This window comes from Bacillus tequilensis KCTC 13622 (genome assembly GCF_000507145.1).
Taxonomy (GTDB): Bacteria; Bacillota; Bacilli; order Bacillales; family Bacillaceae; genus Bacillus; species Bacillus tequilensis.
The window spans coordinates 479,967-500,766 of sequence record NZ_AYTO01000041.1; the positions used below are offsets into that span (position 1 = coordinate 479,967).

General features: G+C 45.5%; 20 protein-coding genes, 3 pseudogenes, 2 riboswitches and 1 other annotated feature. Of the genes and pseudogenes, 7 read left to right on the forward strand and 16 right to left on the reverse strand.

Going from position 1 to position 20,800, the window contains the following annotated elements; genetic code table 11:
- Window positions 1-24: 24 nt before the first annotated feature.
- Complete coding sequence (gene rsbRB, locus V756_RS0120615) at window positions 25-858, reverse strand: RsbT co-antagonist RsbRB (RefSeq protein WP_024716330.1); 834 nt, start codon at window positions 856-858, stop codon at window positions 25-27.
- Window positions 859-1,080: 222 nt separating this feature from the next.
- Here rsbRB and isp point away from each other — a divergent pair, with 222 nt between their 5' ends.
- Both isp and metE read left to right on the forward strand, forming a co-directional pair.
- Window positions 1,081-2,040, forward strand: coding sequence for a serine protease Isp (isp, locus tag V756_RS0120620; protein ID WP_024716331.1), 960 nt, complete (start codon window positions 1,081-1,083; stop codon window positions 2,038-2,040).
- 131 nt (window positions 2,041-2,171) lie between these two features.
- Window positions 2,172-2,327, forward strand: a riboswitch (SAM riboswitch).
- Between the two features lie 127 nt (window positions 2,328-2,454).
- Window positions 2,455-4,743, forward strand: a complete 2,289-nt coding sequence (metE, locus tag V756_RS0120625) for a 5-methyltetrahydropteroyltriglutamate--homocysteine S-methyltransferase (RefSeq protein ID WP_024716332.1) — start codon at window positions 2,455-2,457, stop codon at window positions 4,741-4,743.
- A gap of 40 nt (window positions 4,744-4,783) precedes the next feature.
- Here metE and V756_RS0120630 read toward each other — a convergent pair whose 3' ends face one another.
- A complete protein-coding gene (locus V756_RS0120630) occupies window positions 4,784-5,410 on the reverse strand; it encodes a histidine phosphatase family protein (RefSeq protein ID WP_024716333.1) in 627 nt (208 codons plus the stop codon).
- 134 nt (window positions 5,411-5,544) lie between these two features.
- On the opposite strand from V756_RS0120630, the gene guaD reads away from it, so the two are divergent.
- Complete coding sequence (guaD, locus tag V756_RS0120635; RefSeq protein WP_024716334.1) at window positions 5,545-6,015, forward strand: guanine deaminase; 471 nt, start codon at window positions 5,545-5,547, stop codon at window positions 6,013-6,015.
- A gap of 5 nt (window positions 6,016-6,020) precedes the next feature.
- Here the strand turns inward: guaD and V756_RS0120640 are convergent, their stop codons facing one another.
- Window positions 6,021-7,127 (reverse strand): glycosyltransferase family 2 protein, encoded by a 1,107-nt coding sequence (locus V756_RS0120640; protein ID WP_024716335.1) that lies wholly within the window; start codon window positions 7,125-7,127, stop codon window positions 6,021-6,023.
- A 125-nt stretch (window positions 7,128-7,252) separates the two neighbouring features.
- On the reverse strand, window positions 7,253-7,663 hold the full coding sequence (gene ohrB / locus V756_RS0120645) for an organic hydroperoxide resistance protein OhrB (protein ID WP_024716336.1): 411 nt from the start codon (window positions 7,661-7,663) through the stop codon (window positions 7,253-7,255).
- A gap of 142 nt (window positions 7,664-7,805) precedes the next feature.
- Between ohrB and ohrR the strand changes: the two are divergent.
- Window positions 7,806-8,239 (forward strand): annotated as a pseudogene (gene ohrR, locus V756_RS01000000122920) (organic hydroperoxide resistance transcriptional regulator OhrR).
- Here ohrR and V756_RS01000000122925 read toward each other — a convergent pair.
- From V756_RS01000000122925 to V756_RS0120700, 9 genes and pseudogenes are all read right to left on the reverse strand, one after another.
- Window positions 8,227-8,694 (reverse strand): annotated as a pseudogene (locus V756_RS01000000122925) (organic hydroperoxide resistance protein). The pseudogenes ohrR and V756_RS01000000122925 overlap by 13 nt on opposite strands.
- A gap of 95 nt (window positions 8,695-8,789) precedes the next feature.
- On the reverse strand, window positions 8,790-10,037 hold the full coding sequence (proA, locus tag V756_RS0120665) for a glutamate-5-semialdehyde dehydrogenase (RefSeq protein ID WP_024716339.1): 1,248 nt from the start codon (window positions 10,035-10,037) through the stop codon (window positions 8,790-8,792).
- A gap of 11 nt (window positions 10,038-10,048) precedes the next feature.
- Complete coding sequence (gene proB / locus V756_RS0120670; RefSeq protein WP_024716340.1) at window positions 10,049-11,146, reverse strand: glutamate 5-kinase; 1,098 nt, start codon at window positions 11,144-11,146, stop codon at window positions 10,049-10,051.
- Window positions 11,147-11,198: 52 nt separating this feature from the next.
- Window positions 11,199-11,408 (reverse strand) — a binding site (T-box leader).
- An 87-nt stretch (window positions 11,409-11,495) separates the two neighbouring features.
- Window positions 11,496-12,398 (reverse strand): formyltetrahydrofolate deformylase, encoded by a 903-nt coding sequence (gene purU, locus V756_RS0120675; protein WP_024716341.1) that lies wholly within the window; start codon window positions 12,396-12,398, stop codon window positions 11,496-11,498.
- Between the two features lie 70 nt (window positions 12,399-12,468).
- The gene (gene ykkD / locus V756_RS0120680) at window positions 12,469-12,786 is read right to left on the reverse strand and encodes a multidrug efflux SMR transporter subunit YkkD (protein WP_024716342.1); all 318 of its coding nucleotides are present in this window, start codon (window positions 12,784-12,786) and stop codon (window positions 12,469-12,471) included.
- Window positions 12,786-13,124, reverse strand: a complete 339-nt coding sequence (gene ykkC / locus V756_RS0120685) for a multidrug efflux SMR transporter subunit YkkC (RefSeq protein WP_024716343.1) — start codon at window positions 13,122-13,124, stop codon at window positions 12,786-12,788. Before ykkC ends, ykkD begins: the two co-directional genes overlap by 1 nt.
- 76 nt (window positions 13,125-13,200) lie before the next feature.
- Window positions 13,201-13,313: riboswitch (guanidine-I (ykkC/yxkD leader) on the reverse strand.
- Between the two features lie 33 nt (window positions 13,314-13,346).
- A complete protein-coding gene (locus V756_RS0120690) occupies window positions 13,347-13,862 on the reverse strand; it encodes a GNAT family N-acetyltransferase (RefSeq protein ID WP_024716344.1) in 516 nt (171 codons plus the stop codon).
- Window positions 13,852-14,379 carry a DinB family protein gene (locus V756_RS0120695; RefSeq protein ID WP_024716345.1) on the reverse strand — a complete coding sequence of 176 codons (528 nt, stop codon included), beginning with the start codon at window positions 14,377-14,379 and terminating at the stop codon, window positions 13,852-13,854. The genes V756_RS0120690 and V756_RS0120695 overlap by 11 nt, the downstream gene beginning before the upstream one ends.
- Window positions 14,380-14,469: 90 nt before the next feature.
- Window positions 14,470-15,201: a DUF421 domain-containing protein gene (locus V756_RS0120700; RefSeq protein WP_024716346.1), complete on the reverse strand. Its 732-nt coding sequence runs from the start codon at window positions 15,199-15,201 to the stop codon at window positions 14,470-14,472.
- 150 nt (window positions 15,202-15,351) lie between these two features.
- Between V756_RS0120700 and V756_RS01000000122930 the strand changes: the two are divergent.
- Window positions 15,352-15,554 (forward strand): annotated as a pseudogene (locus V756_RS01000000122930) (hypothetical protein); the annotation flags it as partial.
- A 63-nt stretch (window positions 15,555-15,617) separates the two neighbouring features.
- Here the strand turns inward: V756_RS01000000122930 and hmpA are convergent.
- Window positions 15,618-16,817, reverse strand: coding sequence for an NO-inducible flavohemoprotein (hmpA, locus tag V756_RS0120710; RefSeq protein WP_024716347.1), 1,200 nt, complete (start codon window positions 16,815-16,817; stop codon window positions 15,618-15,620).
- A 246-nt stretch (window positions 16,818-17,063) separates the two neighbouring features.
- On the reverse strand, window positions 17,064-17,582 hold the full coding sequence (locus V756_RS0120715) for an acyl-CoA thioesterase (RefSeq protein WP_024716348.1): 519 nt from the start codon (window positions 17,580-17,582) through the stop codon (window positions 17,064-17,066).
- A 187-nt stretch (window positions 17,583-17,769) separates the two neighbouring features.
- On the opposite strand from V756_RS0120715, the gene V756_RS0120720 reads away from it, so the two are divergent.
- Window positions 17,770-18,630 (forward strand): dimethylarginine dimethylaminohydrolase family protein, encoded by an 861-nt coding sequence (locus V756_RS0120720; RefSeq protein ID WP_024716349.1) that lies wholly within the window; start codon window positions 17,770-17,772, stop codon window positions 18,628-18,630.
- Window positions 18,631-18,718: 88 nt separating this feature from the next.
- A complete protein-coding gene (gene pgl / locus V756_RS0120725; protein WP_024716350.1) occupies window positions 18,719-19,768 on the forward strand; it encodes a 6-phosphogluconolactonase in 1,050 nt (349 codons plus the stop codon).
- 35 nt (window positions 19,769-19,803) lie between these two features.
- Here pgl and V756_RS0120730 read toward each other — a convergent pair whose 3' ends face one another.
- Window positions 19,804-20,793, reverse strand: coding sequence for an ABC transporter ATP-binding protein (locus tag V756_RS0120730; protein WP_024716351.1), 990 nt, complete (start codon window positions 20,791-20,793; stop codon window positions 19,804-19,806).
- Window positions 20,794-20,800: the final 7 nt, after the last annotated feature.

Genomic DNA, 20,800 nt, shown 5'->3' on the forward strand with positions numbered 1-20,800 from the left:
TATCACTGATAGCGGATGTTCTTCTTATTGATGATAGTTTAAAGCTTGGGCAAGATTGGTTTTAATTGTAATGTTCGAAAAATCAATCCCCAGCTGTACAGCAGTTTGCGCGATTTCGGGCCTGATTCCTGACAGAGTTGACCGGACACCGATCAAATTGAGCGCCTCAATCAATTTGAAAATTTGGTGAGCCACCATCGTATCAACGACCACAACGCCTGACAAATCGATCAACAGATGCTCCACGCGTCTTTTTGCACAAGCATGAAGCGTGTTTTCCAGAATAAACTTTGCCCGCTCCGTATCAATGTCACCGACAAGCGGAAGCAGAGCTGTTGATTTGCTCAGTGTAATGACAGGCGAGCTTAATTCCAATATCATTTCTCTCTGAGCGTTTAATTGCTGTTTGGCATTCGTTTCAGCGTGATCGACGAATGTATAAATGGTAAAATCAAAAACTTTTACAATCAAATCGGCCCATTTTTGTTTCTCTCCCGGTTCAAACGCCGACTCATTTTCTTCTGCGAATTGCTCAAAATACTTCGTATATAATCTACGGTTTCTCATAAACTCCCGAATGACGTACTGAACTGGAGTGTCGAGATGCTTTTGATCATTCGTCAGCTCAATGACCCACTCTTGAAATTCCTCGAGAAATTGTTTTTCCGGTAAAACATACATGTAATTCAGATGCCGGTAAAATTCCCTGTCCTGCTCTTTTAATTCTTCCGTCACTGCTGCATTATGTAAGGCGTAAAGCGAATTTGGATCACTATCCTCCATCGTTTCTATCCATTCCTCGGCCATTTGCTCTACATGCTCTGAAAAAAACGCATATAATTGTTCATTCAGTTTCATCACACTGCTCCTTTCTCCAACCCTATTATAACTTGACTCAAAGCCGAATCCCAGTCATACACGCTGAAGCCATCCAATATTTTGAAAATTCCTAATTCTTTGGATTGTATCCTCTTTTTTCAAAATGCTTCAAATGGCTCTGTCCGAACGGTTGCTTTTTTCATATAATATGAGGCAACACCCTTGAATCCACTTGAAAACATAAAAAAGGAGGGCTTTTTTATGAATGGTGAAATCCGCTTGATTCCGTATGTGACGAATGAGCAGATCATGGATGTAAACGAGCTTCCTGAGGGCATTAAAGTGATTAAGGCGCCAGAAATGTGGGCAAAAGGGGTAAAAGGCAAGAATGTAAAAATTGCTGTATTGGACACGGGCTGCGACACAAGCCATCCTGATTTAAAGAACCAAATCATCGGCGGAAAGAACTTCACAGATGATGACGGCGGCAAGGACGATGTGATCTCCGACTACAACGGACACGGCACACATGTCGCCGGAACGATTGCTGCTAATGATTCAAACGGCGGCATTGCCGGAGTTGCGCCTGAGGCAAGCCTATTGATTGTGAAGGTTCTTGGCGGTGAAAACGGCAGCGGACAGTACGAATGGATTATTAACGGCATTAACTACGCTGTGGAACAAAAAGCCGATATCATCTCGATGTCCCTTGGCGGACCAAGCGATGTGCCAGAGCTGAAAGAAGCGGTGCAAAACGCCGTCAAAAACGGAGTGCTTGTTGTTTGTGCAGCAGGAAATGAAGGTGACGGAGACGAACGCACAGAAGAGCTTTCCTATCCTGCGGCTTATAATGAAGTCATTGCGGTTGGATCTGTTTCCGTAGCGCGAAAATTATCAGAATTTTCTAACGCTAATAAGGAGATTGATCTTGTTGCACCGGGAGAAAATATATTGTCTACCCTCCCTAACAAGAAGTACGGTAAGCTTACCGGCACTTCAATGGCTGCCCCCCATGTCAGCGGAGCGCTTGCTCTTATCAAAAGCTATGAAGAAGAATCATTTCAAAGAAAGCTTTCTGAATCCGAGGTTTATGCACAGCTGATCCGCAGGACACTTCCGCTTGAGATTGCAAAAACGCTGGCAGGCAATGGATTCCTCTATTTAACCTCTCTTGATGAGCTTGCAGACAGAGCAGAGAAATCACATTTAATGGTCCTATAAAATTATTTTTCTTATATAACATATACCAAATGATGTCATTTTAATTTCAAATTCTATATTGACAACGAATTTAAATTACTGTTAAGATTACCAACAAATGATTCAACTTTTCAAAAAATTAATAACATTTTCTCTTATCGAGAGTTGGGCGAGGGATTGGCCTTTTGACCCCAACAGCAACCGACCGTAATTCCATTGTGAAATGGGGCGCACTGCTTTTCGCGCCGAGACTGATGTCTCATAAGGCACGGTGCTAATTCCATCAGATTATGTCTGAGAGATGAGAGAGGCAGTGTTTTACGCAAAAAAGCCTCTTTCTCTCATGGGAAAGAGGCTTTTTGTTGTGAGAAAACCTCTTAGCAGCCTGTATCCGCGGGTTAACGAGAGTGTTTTACATATAAAGGAGGAGAAACAATGACAACCATCAAAACATCGAATCTAGGATTTCCGAGAATCGGACTGAACCGGGAATGGAAAAAAGCACTTGAAGCGTATTGGAAAAGCAGCACTGACAAAGATACGTTTTTGAAGCAAATCGACGACCTGTTTTTATCCGCAGTAAAAACACAAATTGACCAGCAGATTGATGTTGTGCCTGTTTCTGATTTCACACAGTATGACCATGTACTCGACACAGCCGTCAGCTTCAACTGGATTCCGAAACGATTCAGACATTTGACTGACGCTACCGATACATACTTCGCTATCGCCCGCGGAACTAAAGACGCCGTATCCAGTGAAATGACAAAATGGTTTAATACAAACTACCATTACATCGTGCCAGAGTATGATGAGAGCATTGAGTTCCGCCTCAGAAGAAACAAACAGCTCGAAGATTATCGCCGGATCAAACAGGAATACGGCGTTGAAACCAAACCTGTGATTGTCGGCCCTTATACATTTGTCACGCTTGCTAAAGGCTATGACCCGTCTGAAGCAAAAGCGATCCAAGAACGATTGGTGCCGCTATACGTACAGCTTTTGAAAGAGCTTGAACAAGAAGGCGTTAAATGGGTTCAAATCGATGAACCGGCGCTTGTTACCGCCTCTGGCGAAGATGTCCGCGGTGCAAAAGAATTATTTGAAAGCATAACAAGTGAGCTTTCATCACTGAATGTACTTTTACAGACATATTTTGATTCTGTTGATGCTTATGAGGAGCTGATCTCTTACCCGGTACAGGGAATTGGACTTGACTTCGTTCACGATAAAGGCAGAAATCTCGAACAGCTGAAAACACACGGCTTTCCGACAGACAAAGTGCTGGCAGCCGGCGTGATCGACGGACGCAACATTTGGAAAGCGGATCTTGAAGAACGCCTCGATGCCGTTCTCGATATCCTCAGCATTGCAAAAGTTGATGAGCTGTGGATTCAGCCTTCCAGCAGCCTGCTGCATGTTCCGGTAGCGAAGCACCCTGACGAGCATTTGGAGAAGGACCTGCTGAACGGATTATCCTATGCAAAAGAAAAACTAGCCGAGCTGACAGCTTTGAAAGAAGGTTTAGTATCAGGAAAAGCGGCAATCAGCGAACAAATTCAGCAGGCTAAAACTGACATTCAGGCGCTCAAGCAGTTTGCAACAGGTGCGAACGCTGAACAAAAGAAAGAGCTTAAGCAATTAACCGATAAAGACTTCAAGCGCCCGATTCCATTTGAAGAACGTTTGGCTCTGCAAAATGAATCTCTCGGCCTTCCGCTTTTGCCGACAACGACGATCGGAAGCTTCCCGCAGTCTGCTGAAGTGCGGAGCGCACGCCAAAAATGGCGGAAAAACGAATGGTCTGATGAACAGTATCAACACTTTATCAATGCAGAAACAAAAAGATGGATTGATATTCAGGAAGAATTAGAGCTTGATGTTCTTGTTCACGGTGAATTTGAACGGACAGACATGGTCGAATACTTCGGTGAGAAACTGGCCGGCTTTGCCTTCACGAAATACGCCTGGGTTCAATCATACGGCTCACGCTGTGTCCGCCCGCCAGTCATTTACGGAGATGTAGAGTTTATTGAGCCGATGACAGTGAAAGACACGGTCTATGCACAGTCATTGACCTCCAAGCATGTGAAAGGAATGCTGACGGGTCCGGTTACGATCTTAAACTGGTCTTTCCCTCGAAACGATATTTCGAGAAAGGAAATCGCCTTTCAAATCGGGCTGGCCCTTCGCAAAGAAGTAAAAGCGCTTGAAGATGCAGGCATTCAAATCATTCAAGTCGATGAACCGGCGCTGCGCGAAGGCCTTCCATTGAAAACCCGCGATTGGGATGAGTATTTGACTTGGGCGGCAGAAGCATTCAGATTAACCACTTCTTCCGTGAAAAACGAGACGCAGATTCATACGCATATGTGCTACAGCAACTTCGAAGATATTGTTGATACGATCAATGATCTTGATGCCGATGTGATTACAATCGAACACAGCAGAAGCCACGGAGGATTTTTAGATTACTTAAAAGACCATCCTTATTTGAAAGGGCTCGGCCTTGGTGTATATGACATTCACAGCCCTCGTGTGCCGTCAACTGAAGAAATGTACAACATTATCGTTGATGCGCTTGCCGTCTGTCCGACTGACCGCTTCTGGGTAAATCCAGACTGCGGATTGAAAACAAGACAGCAGGAAGAAACGGTTGCAGCATTGAAAAACATGGTTGAAGCCGCTAAACAAGCAAGAGCTCAGCAAAAACAGCTTGTATAATATAGAAATGGCCATCTGCCTCTGGCAGATGGTTTTTCTATTAGAAAGCGGAAATCGGTTTCCGATGCTTCCCGTCCCCTTCTATTATTATTTCGGCTGTTCCATTTTCATCAAATTCCACAAGACTCAATGATGTATCATGTATGTAAGCAGAATTCCATATATCATTAACGCGTCTTCCCTTTATGATATTTAGCAGCATTAATATAAAGACAGAATGGGTAACCAAGAGAACATTACCGGAAGCATGGCTGTCTAAAATCGTTTGGAGAGCCAGCCTTACCCGGTTTTCAAAATCAAAAAACGTTTCACTTCCCTGCTGGCGATAAGCTTCGGGATAATGAAAATAAGCGCGAAAAAGATCTGGTTCGTCCCGTTCAATATCCTCTTGTTTTTTCCCTTCCCATGATCCCAGTGACATTTCTCTGAACATATGATCTATCACCAGTGGAGGCCTGCGCGATCCTAATACATTTTTTGCTGTCTCTTCCGTCCGCTTGCTCGGGCTGATGTATACCTGATTCAATTCAATATCCTTCAGACGCTCCCCAAGAGCACAGGCATTGTATAGCCCAAGTTCTGTTAAATCAGAATCCATCCAGCCCTGCATCCGTTTTTCTACGTTCCATTGGGTCTGTCCGTGTCTGGCAATATATAAATGCAGCATGAGTACCCCTCCTCGTTTCTCCTCTCATCTTAGCAAATCCCCCAAATACTTTGTTTATTTTGCACTTTTTTAAGAATGTTCTTTGCATTCTTTTCCGCTATACTAATAGCACTCTATTGACAGGAGGGTTTAGGATGAACCATGAAACGTTTTTAAAACGGGCAGTTGATCTCGCTCGTGAAGGAGTGAATACAGGCATTGGCGGGCCTTTCGGAGCCGTTATTGTGAAAGATGGATCAATTATTGCCGAGGGACAGAACAACGTCACAACAAGCAATGATCCGACTGCCCACGCGGAAGTGACGGCTATTCGGAACGCCTGTAAAGCGCTTGGGACATACCAGCTGGATGACTGCATGTTGTATACGAGCTGTGAGCCATGCCCAATGTGCTTGGGCGCCATCTACTGGGCCCGGCCAAGTGCCGTTTTCTTTGCGGCAACGCACACAGACGCTGCCGAAGCCGGGTTTGATGATTCATTTATTTATCAAGAAATTGATAAACCTGCTGAAGCAAGAACGATCCCCTTTTATCAAGTGACCCTTACGGAGCATTTATCCCCCTTTCAGGCATGGCGGGATTTTGCCGAGAAAAAGACATATTAAAAGGATCAGGCGTGTACGGCCTGATCCTTTGTTAATTCGGTGAAAAGCCGCTGTGCCCGTGAGCACTTCGGATTGGCTTTCAGCGCTTTTTTCACATACAAAACAGCGGTCATAGGCTGGTGCAATTCAGCATAGCAGACACCGAGCCAGCAGCTTGATCTAAAATCGGCTGCTCCCTTCACCTGTATGTACGGATAATTGTCACTATCGGCTTGCAAACAAGCTTCGAACGCCGTGATCGCTTCTCTGACTTTTTTAAGCTGATACATAATGATCCCTTTATAATAGTGAAGCGTGCAGTAATCCGGATAATGCGCCAGCGCTTCATTGATATCCCGTGCCGCTTCTTCGTACCGTTTTGTGTCAATTAATAATTTATACTTTAAATAATAGAAAGCAGGCGGAGGAATTTGTTTTTTTCTTTTACATTTGCTGATAGAATCCACTGACAGCCTGAGCGCTTTATCTTGTTCGTTTCCTCTGTCATATTCAGCGGCTTTGTGATAAAGGAAAAACGCGTCAGCGCTGGATGTCAGCAATGCGGCATTCAATAAGCTCATATTGCGTTTATGCTTTCGCTGTGCCTCCTGCTCTAAATACCCGTAATGGTGAATGATACATGGAAGCGAAAAAGCGGCGCTTGCTTCTTCCCCCTCTGGTCTTTCGCAAACCCTTCCCGTAAACGTGATGTTTCGCTGATTGCGGATCAGCCTAAACTGCCTTTGTTCAAATGCTTCATTTTCATCCCATTGCTTCCCTGTATAGTTCACAACCTTCATGCAACCGAGAGATGGCAGGCTGTCATCAGTCAGCAGCGAAGGCAATAGGCTGCCCGTGTCATGATCAAGTTCTTCGTCAGCATCCAGGATCAATATCCACTCTCCCTTCACATGCTGTAAACCGGCATTTCTTGCCTTTGAAAAGTCCTGTTCCCATTTGTGATGATAAACCTTGGCATGAAAGCTTCTGCAAATGTCTTCCGTACGATCGTTCGATCCGGTGTCTACCACAATGATTTCATCAGCAATATGCTGCACACTCTCTAAACAGCGGACGATATGGCGTTCTTCATTCTTTACAATCATACATACTGACAGTTTTGGTCTCTTCATGTGCTCACCTTTTTTCCAGTCTGAATTCACCTATACTACATGTATTCACACTTTGAAAAGATCATACCCGCCCCCCATGCTTCCGACACAAAAAAACATCCTGAGAACCCTCAGGATGCCGGTCATTATTTTAATTCTAATTTTACATCAATATTTCCTCTGGTTGCCTTTGAATAAGGGCAGAATTCATGAGCAGCATTGACAAGCTCTTGCGCCTTGTCCCGATCCAGATCTTTCGTATTTACAACAAGTGTGACACCGATTTTAAATCCGCCGTCGCTCTCATCTTTCATGAGGCTGACCTGCCCTTCAATCTCCGAATCAATTTCAATATTCTGCTCTTTGGCCACGTGTTCAAGCGCGCCGCCGAAGCATGCAGCGTATCCAGCCGCAAAGAGCTGTTCCGGGTTGGTGCCGCTTTGCCCTTCTTTTTTTGCATTTGGCATCACAATATCAAAGTCAAGAACGCCGTCATCTGATGTAATATGTCCTGCACGTCCGCCGCGCGCGGTTACTTTCGCTGTAAATAATGCCATTTGTTTTCAGCCTCCTTATTTATATCTAGTTGTTATATTTCCCTTTTTGATCTTTTTAAACATGCTATGTTTGCCGAGAATAGGAAAAGTAATGTTTTTCAGATCCAATAGAATGGAATGTCAGAAAGAGTTGGTGAACGAGATGGAAAATGAATTTGACCATATGAAATTGGAGAATCAGCTATGTTTTTTGCTTTATGCGAGTTTGCGGGAAATGACAAAGCAATACAAGCCGCTGCTTGAAAAGCTGAATGTGACATACCCTCAATACCTTGGTTTTGCTTTTGTTATGGGAACACGAAACGCTTACGGTCAAAAAAATGGGCGAGCTGCTGTATTTAGATTCGGGCACGCTCACTCCGATGCTAAAGCGAATGGAGCAGCAGGGTTTGATCATGAGAAAAAGAACTGAAGAAGATGAGCGGTCCGTGTTGATCAGCCTGACAGAGGACGGGGCGTTATTAAAAGAAAAAGCGGCTGACATGCCGCGGACGATTCTGGGAGTCCGGAGAGGATCTGAAGCAGTTAAAATCTGCTCTATATACATTGCTGGAAACACTTCATCAAAAAAATTGAGGATACCTTTGCGAGCATCCTCTTTTTCTTAATTCAGCTACTTCAAGTGTAACATCGATATTTCCGGAGGTTGCTTTTGAATACGGGCAGACACCGTGCGCTTTTTGCACGAGTGCCTGTAATTCTGATGCACTGGCTCCTTTTCCTTTCACTTGCAGCGTCACACCAAGTTTGCAGCCTTGACCTGCTTCATCTTTTAACAGGCTGACATGCGCTGTAACCTCAGTCTCTACCTTCACCCGTTCTGTTCTTGCGACAAGCTGCAATGCGCTGTCGAAGCAGGCTGCGTAACCCGCCGCAAACAGCTGCTCCAGATTTGTCGCTTTTTCTCATTTCTTTGCTCTCGGTGTTCCCGGCATTGCGACATCGAATTCGAGAACGCGGTCTGATGAGACCACCTTTCCTTCTCTTCCTCCTACCGCTGATACGGATGCTGTAAATAATGGCTGACTCATGTTTTATTCCCCCCTATTCATATTTCGAACAATTAAGCCGTATAAAAAAGCTTATCCCGTTATGGAGATAAGCTTTTTCATCGAACATTGCCGCGCTATTCGCGGATTTGCCCGGTTCCTTTAATGATGTATTTCGTCGAAGTTAATGCAGGAAGTCCCATCGGCCCTCTCGCATGAAGCTTTTGCGTGCTGATGCCGATTTCGGCTCCGTAGCCAAATTCAAAACCGTCGGTAAAACGGGTTGACGCGTTATGATAAACAGCGGCAGCATCGACAGCGGTCTGAAAATAAGCCGCGTGCTTGTCATCTTCAGTTAAAATCGCTTCAGAATGATTGGTGCCGTATTGCTGGATATGCTTCACAGCTTCTTGGACATTCTCAACCGTTTTTACGCTGATGACAGGCGCTAAAAATTCAGTTTCCCAATCTTCTTCTGTCGCTTGTTTACTTGAAGGATGAAGTTCACATACAAATTGATCACCGCGAATTTCAACTCCCGCGTTTTCCAGCTGAGTCAGCAAGTCTTTCCCGTGCTGCTGTGCCCACGCCTTGTGGATCAGCAATGATTCAATCGCGTTGCATACGGACGGGCGCTGCGTTTTCGCATTTACGACAACCTTTCCTGCCATTTGCGGTTTGGCCGTTTCGTCAATGAAAATGTGGCAGTTTCCGGCTCCGGTTTCTAATACAGGGACCGTTGATTCTTTTACAACGAGATCAATCAGTTTCTTGCCTCCGCGCGGAATCAATACGTCTAAGCCATCATTTAACGTAAAGAGCTCTTTTGCCGTTTCTCTGCTCGTATCTTCAATCAGCTGCACAGCGTTAATCGGAAGCGCTGATTGCTCAAGTGCCCTGTGAATGACACTGACGAGCGCTTTGTTGCTGTGAATGGCTGAGGAGCTCCCCCGCAGCACAACCGCGTTTCCTGTCTTTAGGCAAAGGGTAGCCGCATCAACAGTGACGTTTGGCCTCGCCTCATAAATCATTCCAACGACACCGAGCGGCACACGGATTTTTTCTATAAAAAGGCCGTTTTCCTTTTCAATTGTTTCAAGAGATTCGCCGATCGGGTCCGCCAAGCCGATTAACAGCTCGACCGCGTCCGCGATGTCACGAATTCGCTTCTCATCCAGTGTGAGACGGTCAATGACATCCGCTGATAAACCATGTTCTTTTCCGTTTTCAATGTCTTTTGCATTCTCCGACAAAAGAAAATCCAGTTCGCTGCGGAGTCCGTTTGCAATGTGGCTGAGCGCCTCATCTTTCTCGGCCGTTGTTTTCATGATCATTTCGGCTGCCGCTTCTTTCGCCAGCTTAGCTTTTATAGAAACTTCACTCATTTTTCCGCCTCCTAATCTTTTAAATTGACCCAGTCATCCCTATGAATAACCTCAAACGTTTTCTCAAAACCAAGTTCATCACTTCGCTTGCCTCTGGCCTCCATAATCTCCTCGGAGGAGTAATGCGTTTGGCCTTTGCCGATCACGCCGCCCGGTCCTCTGACTTCCACGACCGCTCCTTTCGGAAAGCTTCCGTTCACGCCTACAACGCCAGCCGGCAGCAGGCTGCTTCCATTATGGATCATCGCCTCCTCGGCACCTGCATCAATGAGGATCTCTCCTGCTATCGGCGAGTGAAACTGAATCCATTGTCTCGTGTTGTTAACCGAGGATAGTTCTTTGTCTCCGATATACGTGCCATCTCCCCTGCCGGCCAAAATGTCCGCAAGCTTTTGCTCTCCGCTGCCAGTTCCGATAAACACTTTCACTCCAAGAGACAGCGCGGTTTGTGCGGCTAACAGCTTTGATTTCATTCCGCCGGTGCCGACCTTTGATCCGGCTGAACCCGCATATCCCAGCAACTCAGGCGTAATCTCCGGCAAATAATCAAATCGTTTCGCCTCTGGATTTTCATTCGGATTGGCATCATACAGCCCGTTGATGTCAGTAAGGATCATGAGCTGGTCCGCATGAATCAATCCGCTGACTAACGCAGAAAGCATGTCATTATCCCCAAATGTCAATTCTTCAACAGATGTAGAATCGTTTTCATTGATAATCGGAATGACGTCGCGCTCTAGTAATTCCATCATTGTTGCATACGCGTTTCGATACCGCTCTCTTTTCGAAAAATCATTTCTCGTTAACAGGATTTGTCCCGGAGTCAGTGCGTATTGTTTGAATTGATTCATATATTGCTGCATTAACAGTGTTTGTCCGACCGCGGCCGCCGCCTGTTTTCCTTTAATAGTAACGGGGCGGGACGGATAACCGAGGCTGGAAAATCCCGCCGCTACGGCACCCGAGGTAATCAGAATCATTTCATGCCCCGCTTTTTTCAACACTGAAATCGCTTGAACATGCTCGCTGATTTTTGCCTCATCAATGCTTCCGTTGCTGTTCGTGAGCGAACTGCTTCCTATTTTCACTACTATTCTTTGTTTTTTCATTTATTCTCCTCCGCGGCTCTTCTCCAATAAAAAAACCCATTTCGTCCTGATTCATAAGGACGAAATGGGTTTCCGTGGTACCACCTTGATTGAACGCGCTTTGCGCGCTCCGCTTTCCTGTAACGCCAGGTTACGCGCCTAGGTTTTCCCCCTAAGACTCCAAGGCAGGTTCGGCAGGTTTCATGCGGCAAAATGTTTCAGCAATTCATTTTGCTCTCTGTCACAGAAGGGTCTGCTTACTAATCCTCTTCAACGCTCAATGATTTTTTTATATTATGCAAAGAAAAAAGAGTCTTGTCAAGGTTTTTTGTCACCAAAAAGGGCCCGCATGACGCGGGCCTCCTGCCGTCTAGTTAAAGACGATTGTTTTGTTTTCATGGACGATGACGCGGTCTTCCAAATGCCATTTTACAGCACGGGCAAGCACGCTTCGTTCAATGGTTCTGCCGATGTTTTTCAGCGCTTCCGTATTGTCGCGGTGGTCTACACGCTCAATATCCTGTTCAATAATCGGACCTTCATCAAGATCGTTTGTGACATAATGAGAGGTCGCTCCGATCAGCTTCACGCCGCGCTCGTAAGCCCGTTTGTACGGATTCGCACCGATAAAAGCAGGCAGGAATGAATGGTGGATATTGATGATCCGATTCGGATGAGCCGAAACAAAGTCAGGAGTTAGAATTTGCATATAGCGTGCGAGAACAATCACGTCAATCTTGTATTGCTCAAGCAGTTCAAGCTGGTTCTTTTCAACTTCCGCTCTGATGTCTTTGTTCGCTTTCATATAATGGAATGGAATGTTCAGCCTTTCAACCAGCTCTCTCGCTTCCTCGTGGTTGCTGATGACAACAGCGATTTCCGCCATAAGGTTGCCGGTTTGCCATTCCCAAATCAGCTCATGCAGGCAGTGAAGCTCCTTTGAGACAAATATGGCGACACGCTTCAGCTCGCTCGCCAAGGTTAAGCTCCATGTCATGTTGAATGTTTCCGCAACAGACGCAAACGCCTGCTGAAGTGTTTCTTTTTTCTCACGAATGTCCGCACAGTCGAATTCGATTCTCAGGAAGAACCGGCCGCCTTCAGGGTCTGTCGTGTATTGATTGGATTCTATAATATTGGCGCCGTGTTCAAATAAAAACGCGGAAACCGCGGAAACGATCCCCGGCTGATCGGGACAGCTGACCAAAAGGCGCCCTTTATCCTCATTTCCGTCACGGTATTCGTTTAACCGCTGAGTCATATATGATTTCATGAATAATCCCTCTTATCTTTGTAAGTCTAAACTATTTATCCATTATACTGAAGATTTGATAAAAATCAATTTATGACAGAATTTTTAGACCGACCGCGGAGCATAAAATCAAAGCGATAAAGAAGATCCGTTTGGCGTCTTTCGGCTCCTTGTAAAAGAGGATGCCGACAAGCGCTCCTCCGGCGGTGCCAATGCCAGTCCAGACAGCATAAGCGGTACCCATAGGAATCGTTTCCATGGCATACGACAGCAAGGAAAAGGAAGCGGCAAAACCAACAACGATCAGCAGCACCCATTTCACGCTTTTTTCTTTCACATATTGATTCATAAGGGCCACGCCGGCCATCTCCAAACAGCCCGCGCACAATAAACTGATCCAGTGCAGCATTATGCCTCGCCTCCTTCTTCATCTGTCTCATCCTGTGTCACAAGCTTCAATCCGATTACACCGATTAAGAGCACGCCGATTAACAAAAGCTTCGGCCATCCAACCGGCTCATGAAACAGAACGATTTCACTCAGCACTGTGCCTGCCGTGCCAAGTCCGGTAAAGACGGCGTACACGGTTCCGACAGGCAGACTGTTTGTCGCCTTCATTAAAAGGTAAAAGCTGACTATGATGCCGACAGCAGTGCAGCTCCATGTTAAAGCTGAGTCAGCGTGCTTTAAGCCTACCACCCAAACAACCTCGAAAACGGCGGCAAGCACGACTAATCCCCATTTCATTGCAAGCCATTCCTTTCTATCTATTAAGATTCTCCGAAAACAAAAAAACCCGGACAGTCGTCTCACATGAGATTGACTCTCCCGGGCTTTTTTCCCTCCGTGTGCATACACGCCTCTATTTACGCGTATGTGTTTTCTCTCGGACCAGTCCATGCCTAGTGAACATGCGGAACCCTAGAAAACTTTAACTTACATCATGATACTATAACGTGGCTCTTCCTTTCAATTGTAAGATTTTCTTTCATATACTGCGATCGGTTTATTCCACTTTATGATCGTTCTATCGTAAAGCATGCCGATTTTCTCGGCAACCCGTATGGATGCTTTGTTATCAGGGTCAATCAAAGCCGCCATTTTGCCGAACAGCCGCTCGTTGAAGCCGTAGTCCAGGCATGCCCGAGCGGCTTCGTGCGCATAGCCGTTTCCCCAGTGGCGGCGGGCAAACATATAGCCGATTTCCATTACTGTTTGATTTTCAACCTGCTGGGGTACGATGCCGCATTGCCCCAAAAAGTCCTCTGTCCGCTTATCTTCAGCGATCCACAGACTGACGCCGTAGCCTTTCTCATTCCTTTTGTTCCAATTGATCCACTCGCGGGTTTGCCTCTTATTTTTTAATCCGGAATAATATTTCATGACGTCAGGATCGTTAAAAAGCTCAAATAAAGAAGCGTGATCCCGATCTTCCATACAGCGCAAACGAATGCGATTCGTGACAAGCTTCGTATTAGCGCTCATATTTCGCCCCATCGTGCTTCCATTCTTTTTTGAGGATTTCAATATGGGCTTGATGATAGCGGTTATGATCCGCCATATGCCAAATGCCCCATCGGACAGTCGCGGTGTCACCATCGTAAGAAAGCGGCTGATGCAAATCATGCTCAGTTAAGGTGTAACAAACCGATTTCAGTTCATTTACCACATGCTGATGTCTTTTCAGGAGTTCATCTAAGCCGGGCTGGTTCTCCGGCTCCGGCAGCCGTCCGCTTTCATCTGTCATCGGGCCGTATACCTGTTCAATATGATCCGGTATCCGGTTTTCCTTGATACGCCAGACCCATCTGATATCAACATTTGTGATATGGTGCAAAAGCTGTGCTGTGCTGTTTTTTGTTTGGCAGCGCCCCTTATAGTAAAGTTCACTATGCGTCATGTGACTTACGATAGAAGCCAGACGGAGACTGTTTTCTTCCACTGCGGAATACAGAAGACTGACCGTCGGCGCCATGTCGTTTCTAATAAATAAGTCCTTCATGTTCAGTTCCCCCCTAACTAGGTACATTTGACGCCAAACTAAAATTCCCTTTAAAAAAGAAAAAGCTCTCTTTGAAAACAGAGAGCCATCTTAATTGTTATTACCCGGTTTATATAAATAGGGATCATGCTGCGGTTCATTTGAGGTATTCAAATCAAGCGATATATCGCCGCGGGCATTCATCGTGCCAAGCGTGACCGAGGACAGCAGTTTGGGGCTGTATCCTTTTTCCTCGAGCTTCTCAAACAGCCATGATCGGTTTTTTTGGAGGTATTTCAAATTATGATCAAGGATTTCACCATCCAGTATAAGCGGAATCGGGATAAAATTCCGTTCAGCTTCCATATTCAAATCCCGCACCTGCACCGCTCTAGCCTCCTCTTTTGGGATGACGCTTACTTCTCCCGTTTCTTCAATGATGGCAAGATCAATGTCAGCCGGATCGGCATAGCCCTTTTCCCTCAGCTTTCCGAGCAGTTCATTAACCGTCAGCCTTTCTTTTCGCAAACCGTATTCGTCAATGTCTCCGTTTCGGATTAAGACAGTTGGGCTTACGACCAGCAGCCATCGCCATTTATTAGAAAGAGAGAGCTTGCTCATCACTAGATAAAGCACCAAAAAAGCGCCGGCGTAATAAATCGACATCGGCAGCTTGGATGTAAGAATCGGCTCACTGATAATGGTTCCGATTGCGAAGGTCAAAAGCAGATCAAAATTGTTCATTTGTGACACAGCTTTTTTACCGGCAAGCCGAAACAGAATATACGCAATTGTAAATACGATAACTGGCTTCAGTAAAAATGCCCATACCATCCATAACAATGATCTTTACCTCCATCCGCTAGTCATATTGAGCCTATTGTGCCCCGAGGCAGAGCCTCTATGCATCATACCCTTTATCCGATATTGAAATAGGCGAACATGCACACGGCAGGCATATACCATAGAAAGTGACATCGATTGGAGCGCAATATGAAACATCAGCAAACGAATACCCATTGGCCCTATGATCTGTCATCCGCTCCTCATCCCGCCGGCTACGAGGAACAGCACACGTTCGACAGGCTGGCTTTTAGAGCTGAAAATGGAGCAATTAATCAGAGTGATTGGATTGCTTGAGAACCATGCAAGAACAGCAAAATCGCGTTTGCGCAAACAGCGGCGGATCAGTGTTGTCCGCATGCTTCTATCACAATAAAAAACTCTTCTCTGAAAGGAGAAGAGTAATATGCATATGGTTACACGGACTGTGCCATGCTTAATTGCGGGCCGAACAGTTCGTAATGTATAGACTCCGGCGCTGATCCGAGTTCTGATACAAGTTTATGCATTGCCGTAATAAATGAAGATGAACCGCAAATATAATAATCCGCATCTGTATTGGCAATCAGTTTTTCAAGAAACTGCTGGTCAATCTGCCCTTCATGAAATTGAAGATCACATGCACGGTCTTCCTCTGTCGGCTCGCGATACACAAATGCGGTTTTGACAGAAGAATGGTCTGCTGCTTCTTCTACTTCATGACGCAATGCATGATATGCACTGTTTTTCGCGGCATGAATGAACAGAATCTGCCGTTCAGGCTGCTTAGAAACAGACGTTTTCAGCATGCTGATCATTGGCGTAATACCGACCCCGGCGCTGATTAGGACAAGATCTTTTTGCGATGAAGAATCTAACACAAAGTCCCCTGCCGGCGCGCTGATTTCGATTGAATCACCCTCCCGCACTCCATCGTGTAAATAGGAAGACACGACACCGTCTTTTTTCACTGAAATTCGATAATAGTCTTTACCCGGCATATCTGACAGGCTGTATTGACGGATATGGGTATATTCAGAATCAGGAGTCCGCACTTTGATGCTGATATACTGCCCTGCTTGAAATTCAGGTAACGGCTTGCCGTCTTCCGGTTTCAGATAGAAGGATGTGATTTCTTTGCTTTCCTGCTCTTTTTTCGCAACGACGAATGACTTATATTCCTTCCAGCCGCCGGCTTGATGCTCCGCCTGCTCATACATTTCTTTTTCGATTCCGATGAATGCGTCAGCGATTACTCCGTATGCTTTCTCCCATGCCTGCATAATGTCAGGTGTCGCAGCGTCTCCCAGAACATCTTTAATCGCAATCAGCAAATATTTGCCGACAATCGGATAATGTTCAGCCTTAATTCCGATACTGCGGTGCTTGTGTCCGATTTGTTTGACGACCGGAATGATGTTGCCGAGCTGGTCAATATTTGCCGCCGCTGCGATAACGGCATTTGCAAGTGCAGCGCGCTGTGTTTTCTTCTTTTGATTTGTTTGATTAAAAATGTTTAGAAGCTCTGGATGGTCTCGGAACATCAAATCGTAAAAACGGCCAGTGATCGTTTCTCCATGTTGTTGTAATACGGGTACTGTGCTTTTAATAATTTCGATTGTTTTATTATCTAACATTGTATAAACAATCCTTTCGAAAAGATGCATTTAAAATATATCTTTAAAATACATGATCTCACGAACAAAAGATATATCTAAAATGAATCTTTAATAAAGTTGTCACAAAATTATCAATTTAATATGACAATGGTTGCTTTTTTATATAATACCCTAGCAAAAATGGACTAATCGTTGTAATTATCACCATCAGAAAGATGAAAAACACAAAAAAACCCAAAACAACATGTGTTTTGGGTTTCGCGTTTACCAAGGCTTATCCGTTCCGAGCGCATTGGCAAGCGCCTGGCTGTGTTTTTTGCGGTTCTTTCGTTCATTCGCGCGCTGAACCGCTGTATTATGCAGCATGATTTCTTCTTCTGTTTCCGGCACGACTTTCGGTACAGACACCGGCTTGCCGTTTGAATCTAATGCGACAAATGTCAAAAAGGATGTTGCCGCAAGCTCTCTTTCGCCAGTCATCAGGTGCTCCTTGATGACTTTCACGAACACCTCCATGGAGGAGGTGCCGACCCAAGTCACATAAGATTCCAAACAGACTGACTCCCTTTGCCCGATCGGCTTTAGAAAATCTACTGAATCCATTGAAGCGGTTACTGTGTCCCGTCTGCAATGGCGCGCTGCAGAAATAGAGGCGATATCATCAATGTAGCTCATTAATTTTCCGCCAAACAGTGTATTATGGTTGTTTGTATCAAGCGGGAACACCCTGCTGGTTTTGACAACCTTTGACTCTTTACAAAATTTTGTATCCGGTGTTTCCATACCTTTCTCCCCTTTGATGTCTGATCGTTTAGCTAATGCACTCATATTCTCCTATTAAACAATATTCTCAGCCATTTGTCTAAAATTTAAAATGATTTGTCGGTCAGGTTTTCTTTCTAATACGTTTAATGATTTTCATGTTAAGGGAATAATACATGTATTCTTCAGACGATCAGGAGGAGAAACAATGGACGTATCCATCCCGAAACATCAGCACAAAACAGTATGCCGAACGGAATACGACACCCTGCAAAAAGTGATTTTATGCAAACCCGAGCATATGGCCATAAAAGATGTGATAAACGAAACCCAAAAACATTTTGAAGATGACAATATTCACGTGAAAACAGCCTCAGATCAGCATAGCCGCTTAGTTGAAACACTCAGTTTACACAACATCGAAGTCATTCTATTGCCCGTACGCGACGGACTCCCCGAACAGGTCTTCACCCGCGACATAGGGTTTGTCATTGGAGAAAAAGCCTTCCTCTCAAGCATGACTGAGCCAATTCGCCAAGGGGAAGAAGCCGTTATAACAGAATTTTTTCACAACCAAGGCATTACTTACACCCGCATGCTTAATACAAGCATTGAAGGCGGTGACGTTATCATTGATGGTGATACCGTCTACGTCGGAATCAGCCAGCGCACCGACATATCAGCCATCGGCCAGCTGGAAGATGCGCTTCCTGAATATACAATCGTTCCAGTGCAGCTGCATGAAAAATTTTTGCATTTGGACTGCGTATTTAACATCATATCTGAAAGCGAAGCGTTAATTTTTCCTAAAGCCCTTGAGCCGGAGGCAGCTGATATGCTGGCAAACCGTTACGATCTCATCGAGGTGCCTGAAGACGAACAATTTACGCTTGGCACCAACGTCCTTTCAATCGGAAGCAAAACAATCATCAGCCTCCCTTGCAACCGCCATGTCAATCAACAGTTATCGAAAAGAGGCTATCACATTATCGAAATCGACCTGTCAGAAATAATTAAATCAGGCGGCTCCTTCAGGTGCTGTACGATGCCGCTGATTCGCGGCGAGTGAAGAATATTCCCCTTTTTCATGTTTTGAACAGATTATTTTATCAAGATACGTTAATATAGAGGTGACATCATTTTAAGGGGGTAATAGCATGACAAAGTACATAGGATATGTCGGAACATATACAAAAGGCGGAAGCGAAGGAATTTATTCATTCGAGCTTGATACCGAGAAAAAAACACTCAGCGAGCCAAAGCTTGCCGCTAAGCTCGGCAACCCGACTTATGTGACGCCAAATCAAGACAACACCATTCTTTATTCCATTGAAAAAGCAGATGGCCAAGGCGGAGTGGCTGCCTATCAAATCGATAACACCAGCGGCGAATTAACATTTCTGAATCATCAGTTAATTGATGGCCCTTCCCCATGCCATGTAAGCGTTGATGATCAAAACCAATTCGTATTGACTGCCAATTATCACAGCGGGAAGGTACATGCTTTTCCGGTTCAGAAAGACGGAAGCTTGCGAGAACCTGCTTCTGAAGCGGCTCATACAGGAAAAGGGCCGCACGAAAGACAGGAAAAACCGCATACACACTACGCAGGGTTCACACCTGAACACAATTACGTTGTAGCGGTTGACTTAGGAACCGATAAACTGTACACCTATAAAATGAAAGACGGCGTGTTGACTGAATCTGGAAGCCATTCCTTCGCTCCCGGCGCAGGCCCTCGCCATATCGCTTTTCATCCAAAAGAAAAATACGCTTACGTGATGACAGAATTAAGCAATGAAGTGATTGCGCTTGAATACAATCCGACAGCCGGCGAGTTTAGAGAAATTCAGGTTGTCTCTGCCATCCCTGATGATTTTACGGATAACAGCAATGGAAGCGCAATTCATATCACACAGGACGGCCGTTTTGTTTACGTCGCAAACCGCGGCCATGACAGTATCGCTGTATTTGAAGTCAATCAATATTCAGGCGAGCTGGCTTTCGTGGAAAGAGTTTCGACTGAAGGAAATTGGCCTCGTGATTTTGTATTTGATCCAACGGAAGCATTCCTTGTCGCTTCAAATGAAGAAACAGGCAACCTTGTACTGTTTGAAAGAGACAAAGAAACCGGCCGATTGACGGTGCTATCCTCAACTGTTTCTGTCCCTTTCCCGGTTTGTGTGAAATTTTTACATCAAGCATAAACACAAAGACTGGCTCCGAAGCCAGTCTTTGTTGTCTATCTCACCTTTTCTTTCGTCTCGGCAGTCCGATATAAATGGCAAGCGACAAATCGGCCCGCTTCGATTTCCTGAAGCTGAGGACGGGATTCCCCGCATTCAGGCATGGCCTCCGGACAACGGGTCCGAAAGACACAGCCGCTCGGCGGATTGACCGGGCTCGGCAGCTCCCCTTTTAAGAGAATGCGCTCACGCTTGTCCTCCAATTCAGGGTCTGGGATCGGAATCGAGGATAATAGCGCCTTTGTATAGGGATGCAGCGGTTCACGATACAGTGTGCCGCTCTCTGTAATTTCCATCATGTGGCCTAAGTACATGACACCGATCCTGTCACTGATATGCTTCACCATCGAAAGATCATGGGCGATGAATAAAAATGTAAGGCCTTTTTCTTTTTGAAGCCGCTTCAGCAGATTGACCACCTGCGCTTGAACCGAGACATCAAGAGCAGAAATCGGTTCGTCCGCCACGATACATTCAGGATTCAGCGACAGGGCTCTCGCAATCCCGATTCTCTGTCTTTGCCCGCCGCTGAATTCATGGGGATAACGGCTGCCAAAATCGGAGTGAAGCCCCACTGCCTCAAGAAGCTCGTCCACGACGAGAAGCCGCGCTTTCTGAGTATTGTAGAGGTTGTGAATCTCCATCGGCTCCAAAATAATTTCTCGAACGGTCATGCGCGGATTCAGTGAAGCGTAAGGGTCTTGAAAAATCATCTGCAGCTTGCGGTTGAAGGCAAACTGCTCTTTCTCAGTCAGTGCGTGAAGGTTTGCGCCGCGGTATTTCACACTTCCTTCTGTCGGCTGGTACAGGCGCATCAGCACTCTCCCCAAGGTTGATTTCCCGCACCCTGATTCTCCGACAAGCCCGAACGTTTCTCCTTCATGAATCTGAAAGGTGACCCCGTCGACGGCTTTGACTGTCCGCTTTTTTCCTGCGTCAAAATGCATTTTCAGCTGGCTGACCTCTAACAAAGGCAGTGGCGTCATTTCTCTC

Bases quoted from the DNA above. Each gene is read 5' to 3' on its own strand.
- metE (WP_024716332.1), top strand. From the start codon at position 2,455: ATGACAACCATCAAAACATCGAATCTAGGATTTCCGAGAATCGGACTG.
- proA (WP_024716339.1), bottom strand. From the start codon at position 10,037: ATGAGTGAAGTTTCTATAAAAGCTAAGCTGGCGAAAGAAGCGGCAGCC.
- V756_RS0120730 (WP_024716351.1), bottom strand. From the start codon at position 20,793: ATGACGCCACTGCCTTTGTTAGAGGTCAGCCAGCTGAAAATGCATTTT.
- ykkD (WP_024716342.1), bottom strand. From the start codon at position 12,786: ATGCTGCACTGGATCAGTTTATTGTGCGCGGGCTGTTTGGAGATGGCC.
- V756_RS0120720 (WP_024716349.1), top strand. From the start codon at position 17,770: ATGGACGTATCCATCCCGAAACATCAGCACAAAACAGTATGCCGAACG.
- rsbRB (WP_024716330.1), bottom strand. From the start codon at position 858: ATGAAACTGAATGAACAATTATATGCGTTTTTTTCAGAGCATGTAGAG.
- V756_RS0120715 (WP_024716348.1), bottom strand. From the start codon at position 17,582: ATGGAAACACCGGATACAAAATTTTGTAAAGAGTCAAAGGTTGTCAAA.
- isp (WP_024716331.1), top strand. From the start codon at position 1,081: ATGAATGGTGAAATCCGCTTGATTCCGTATGTGACGAATGAGCAGATC.
- V756_RS0120695 (WP_024716345.1), bottom strand. From the start codon at position 14,379: ATGAAGGACTTATTTATTAGAAACGACATGGCGCCGACGGTCAGTCTT.
- pgl (WP_024716350.1), top strand. From the start codon at position 18,719: ATGACAAAGTACATAGGATATGTCGGAACATATACAAAAGGCGGAAGC.
- hmpA (WP_024716347.1), bottom strand. From the start codon at position 16,817: ATGTTAGATAATAAAACAATCGAAATTATTAAAAGCACAGTACCCGTA.
- V756_RS0120690 (WP_024716344.1), bottom strand. From the start codon at position 13,862: ATGAGCGCTAATACGAAGCTTGTCACGAATCGCATTCGTTTGCGCTGT.
- V756_RS0120630 (WP_024716333.1), bottom strand. From the start codon at position 5,410: ATGCTGCATTTATATATTGCCAGACACGGACAGACCCAATGGAACGTA.
- purU (WP_024716341.1), bottom strand. From the start codon at position 12,398: ATGAAATCATATATGACTCAGCGGTTAAACGAATACCGTGACGGAAAT.
- proB (WP_024716340.1), bottom strand. From the start codon at position 11,146: ATGAAAAAACAAAGAATAGTAGTGAAAATAGGAAGCAGTTCGCTCACG.
- V756_RS0120640 (WP_024716335.1), bottom strand. From the start codon at position 7,127: ATGAAGAGACCAAAACTGTCAGTATGTATGATTGTAAAGAATGAAGAA.
- guaD (WP_024716334.1), top strand. From the start codon at position 5,545: ATGAACCATGAAACGTTTTTAAAACGGGCAGTTGATCTCGCTCGTGAA.
- ohrB (WP_024716336.1), bottom strand. From the start codon at position 7,663: ATGGCATTATTTACAGCGAAAGTAACCGCGCGCGGCGGACGTGCAGGA.
- ykkC (WP_024716343.1), bottom strand. From the start codon at position 13,124: ATGAAATGGGGATTAGTCGTGCTTGCCGCCGTTTTCGAGGTTGTTTGG.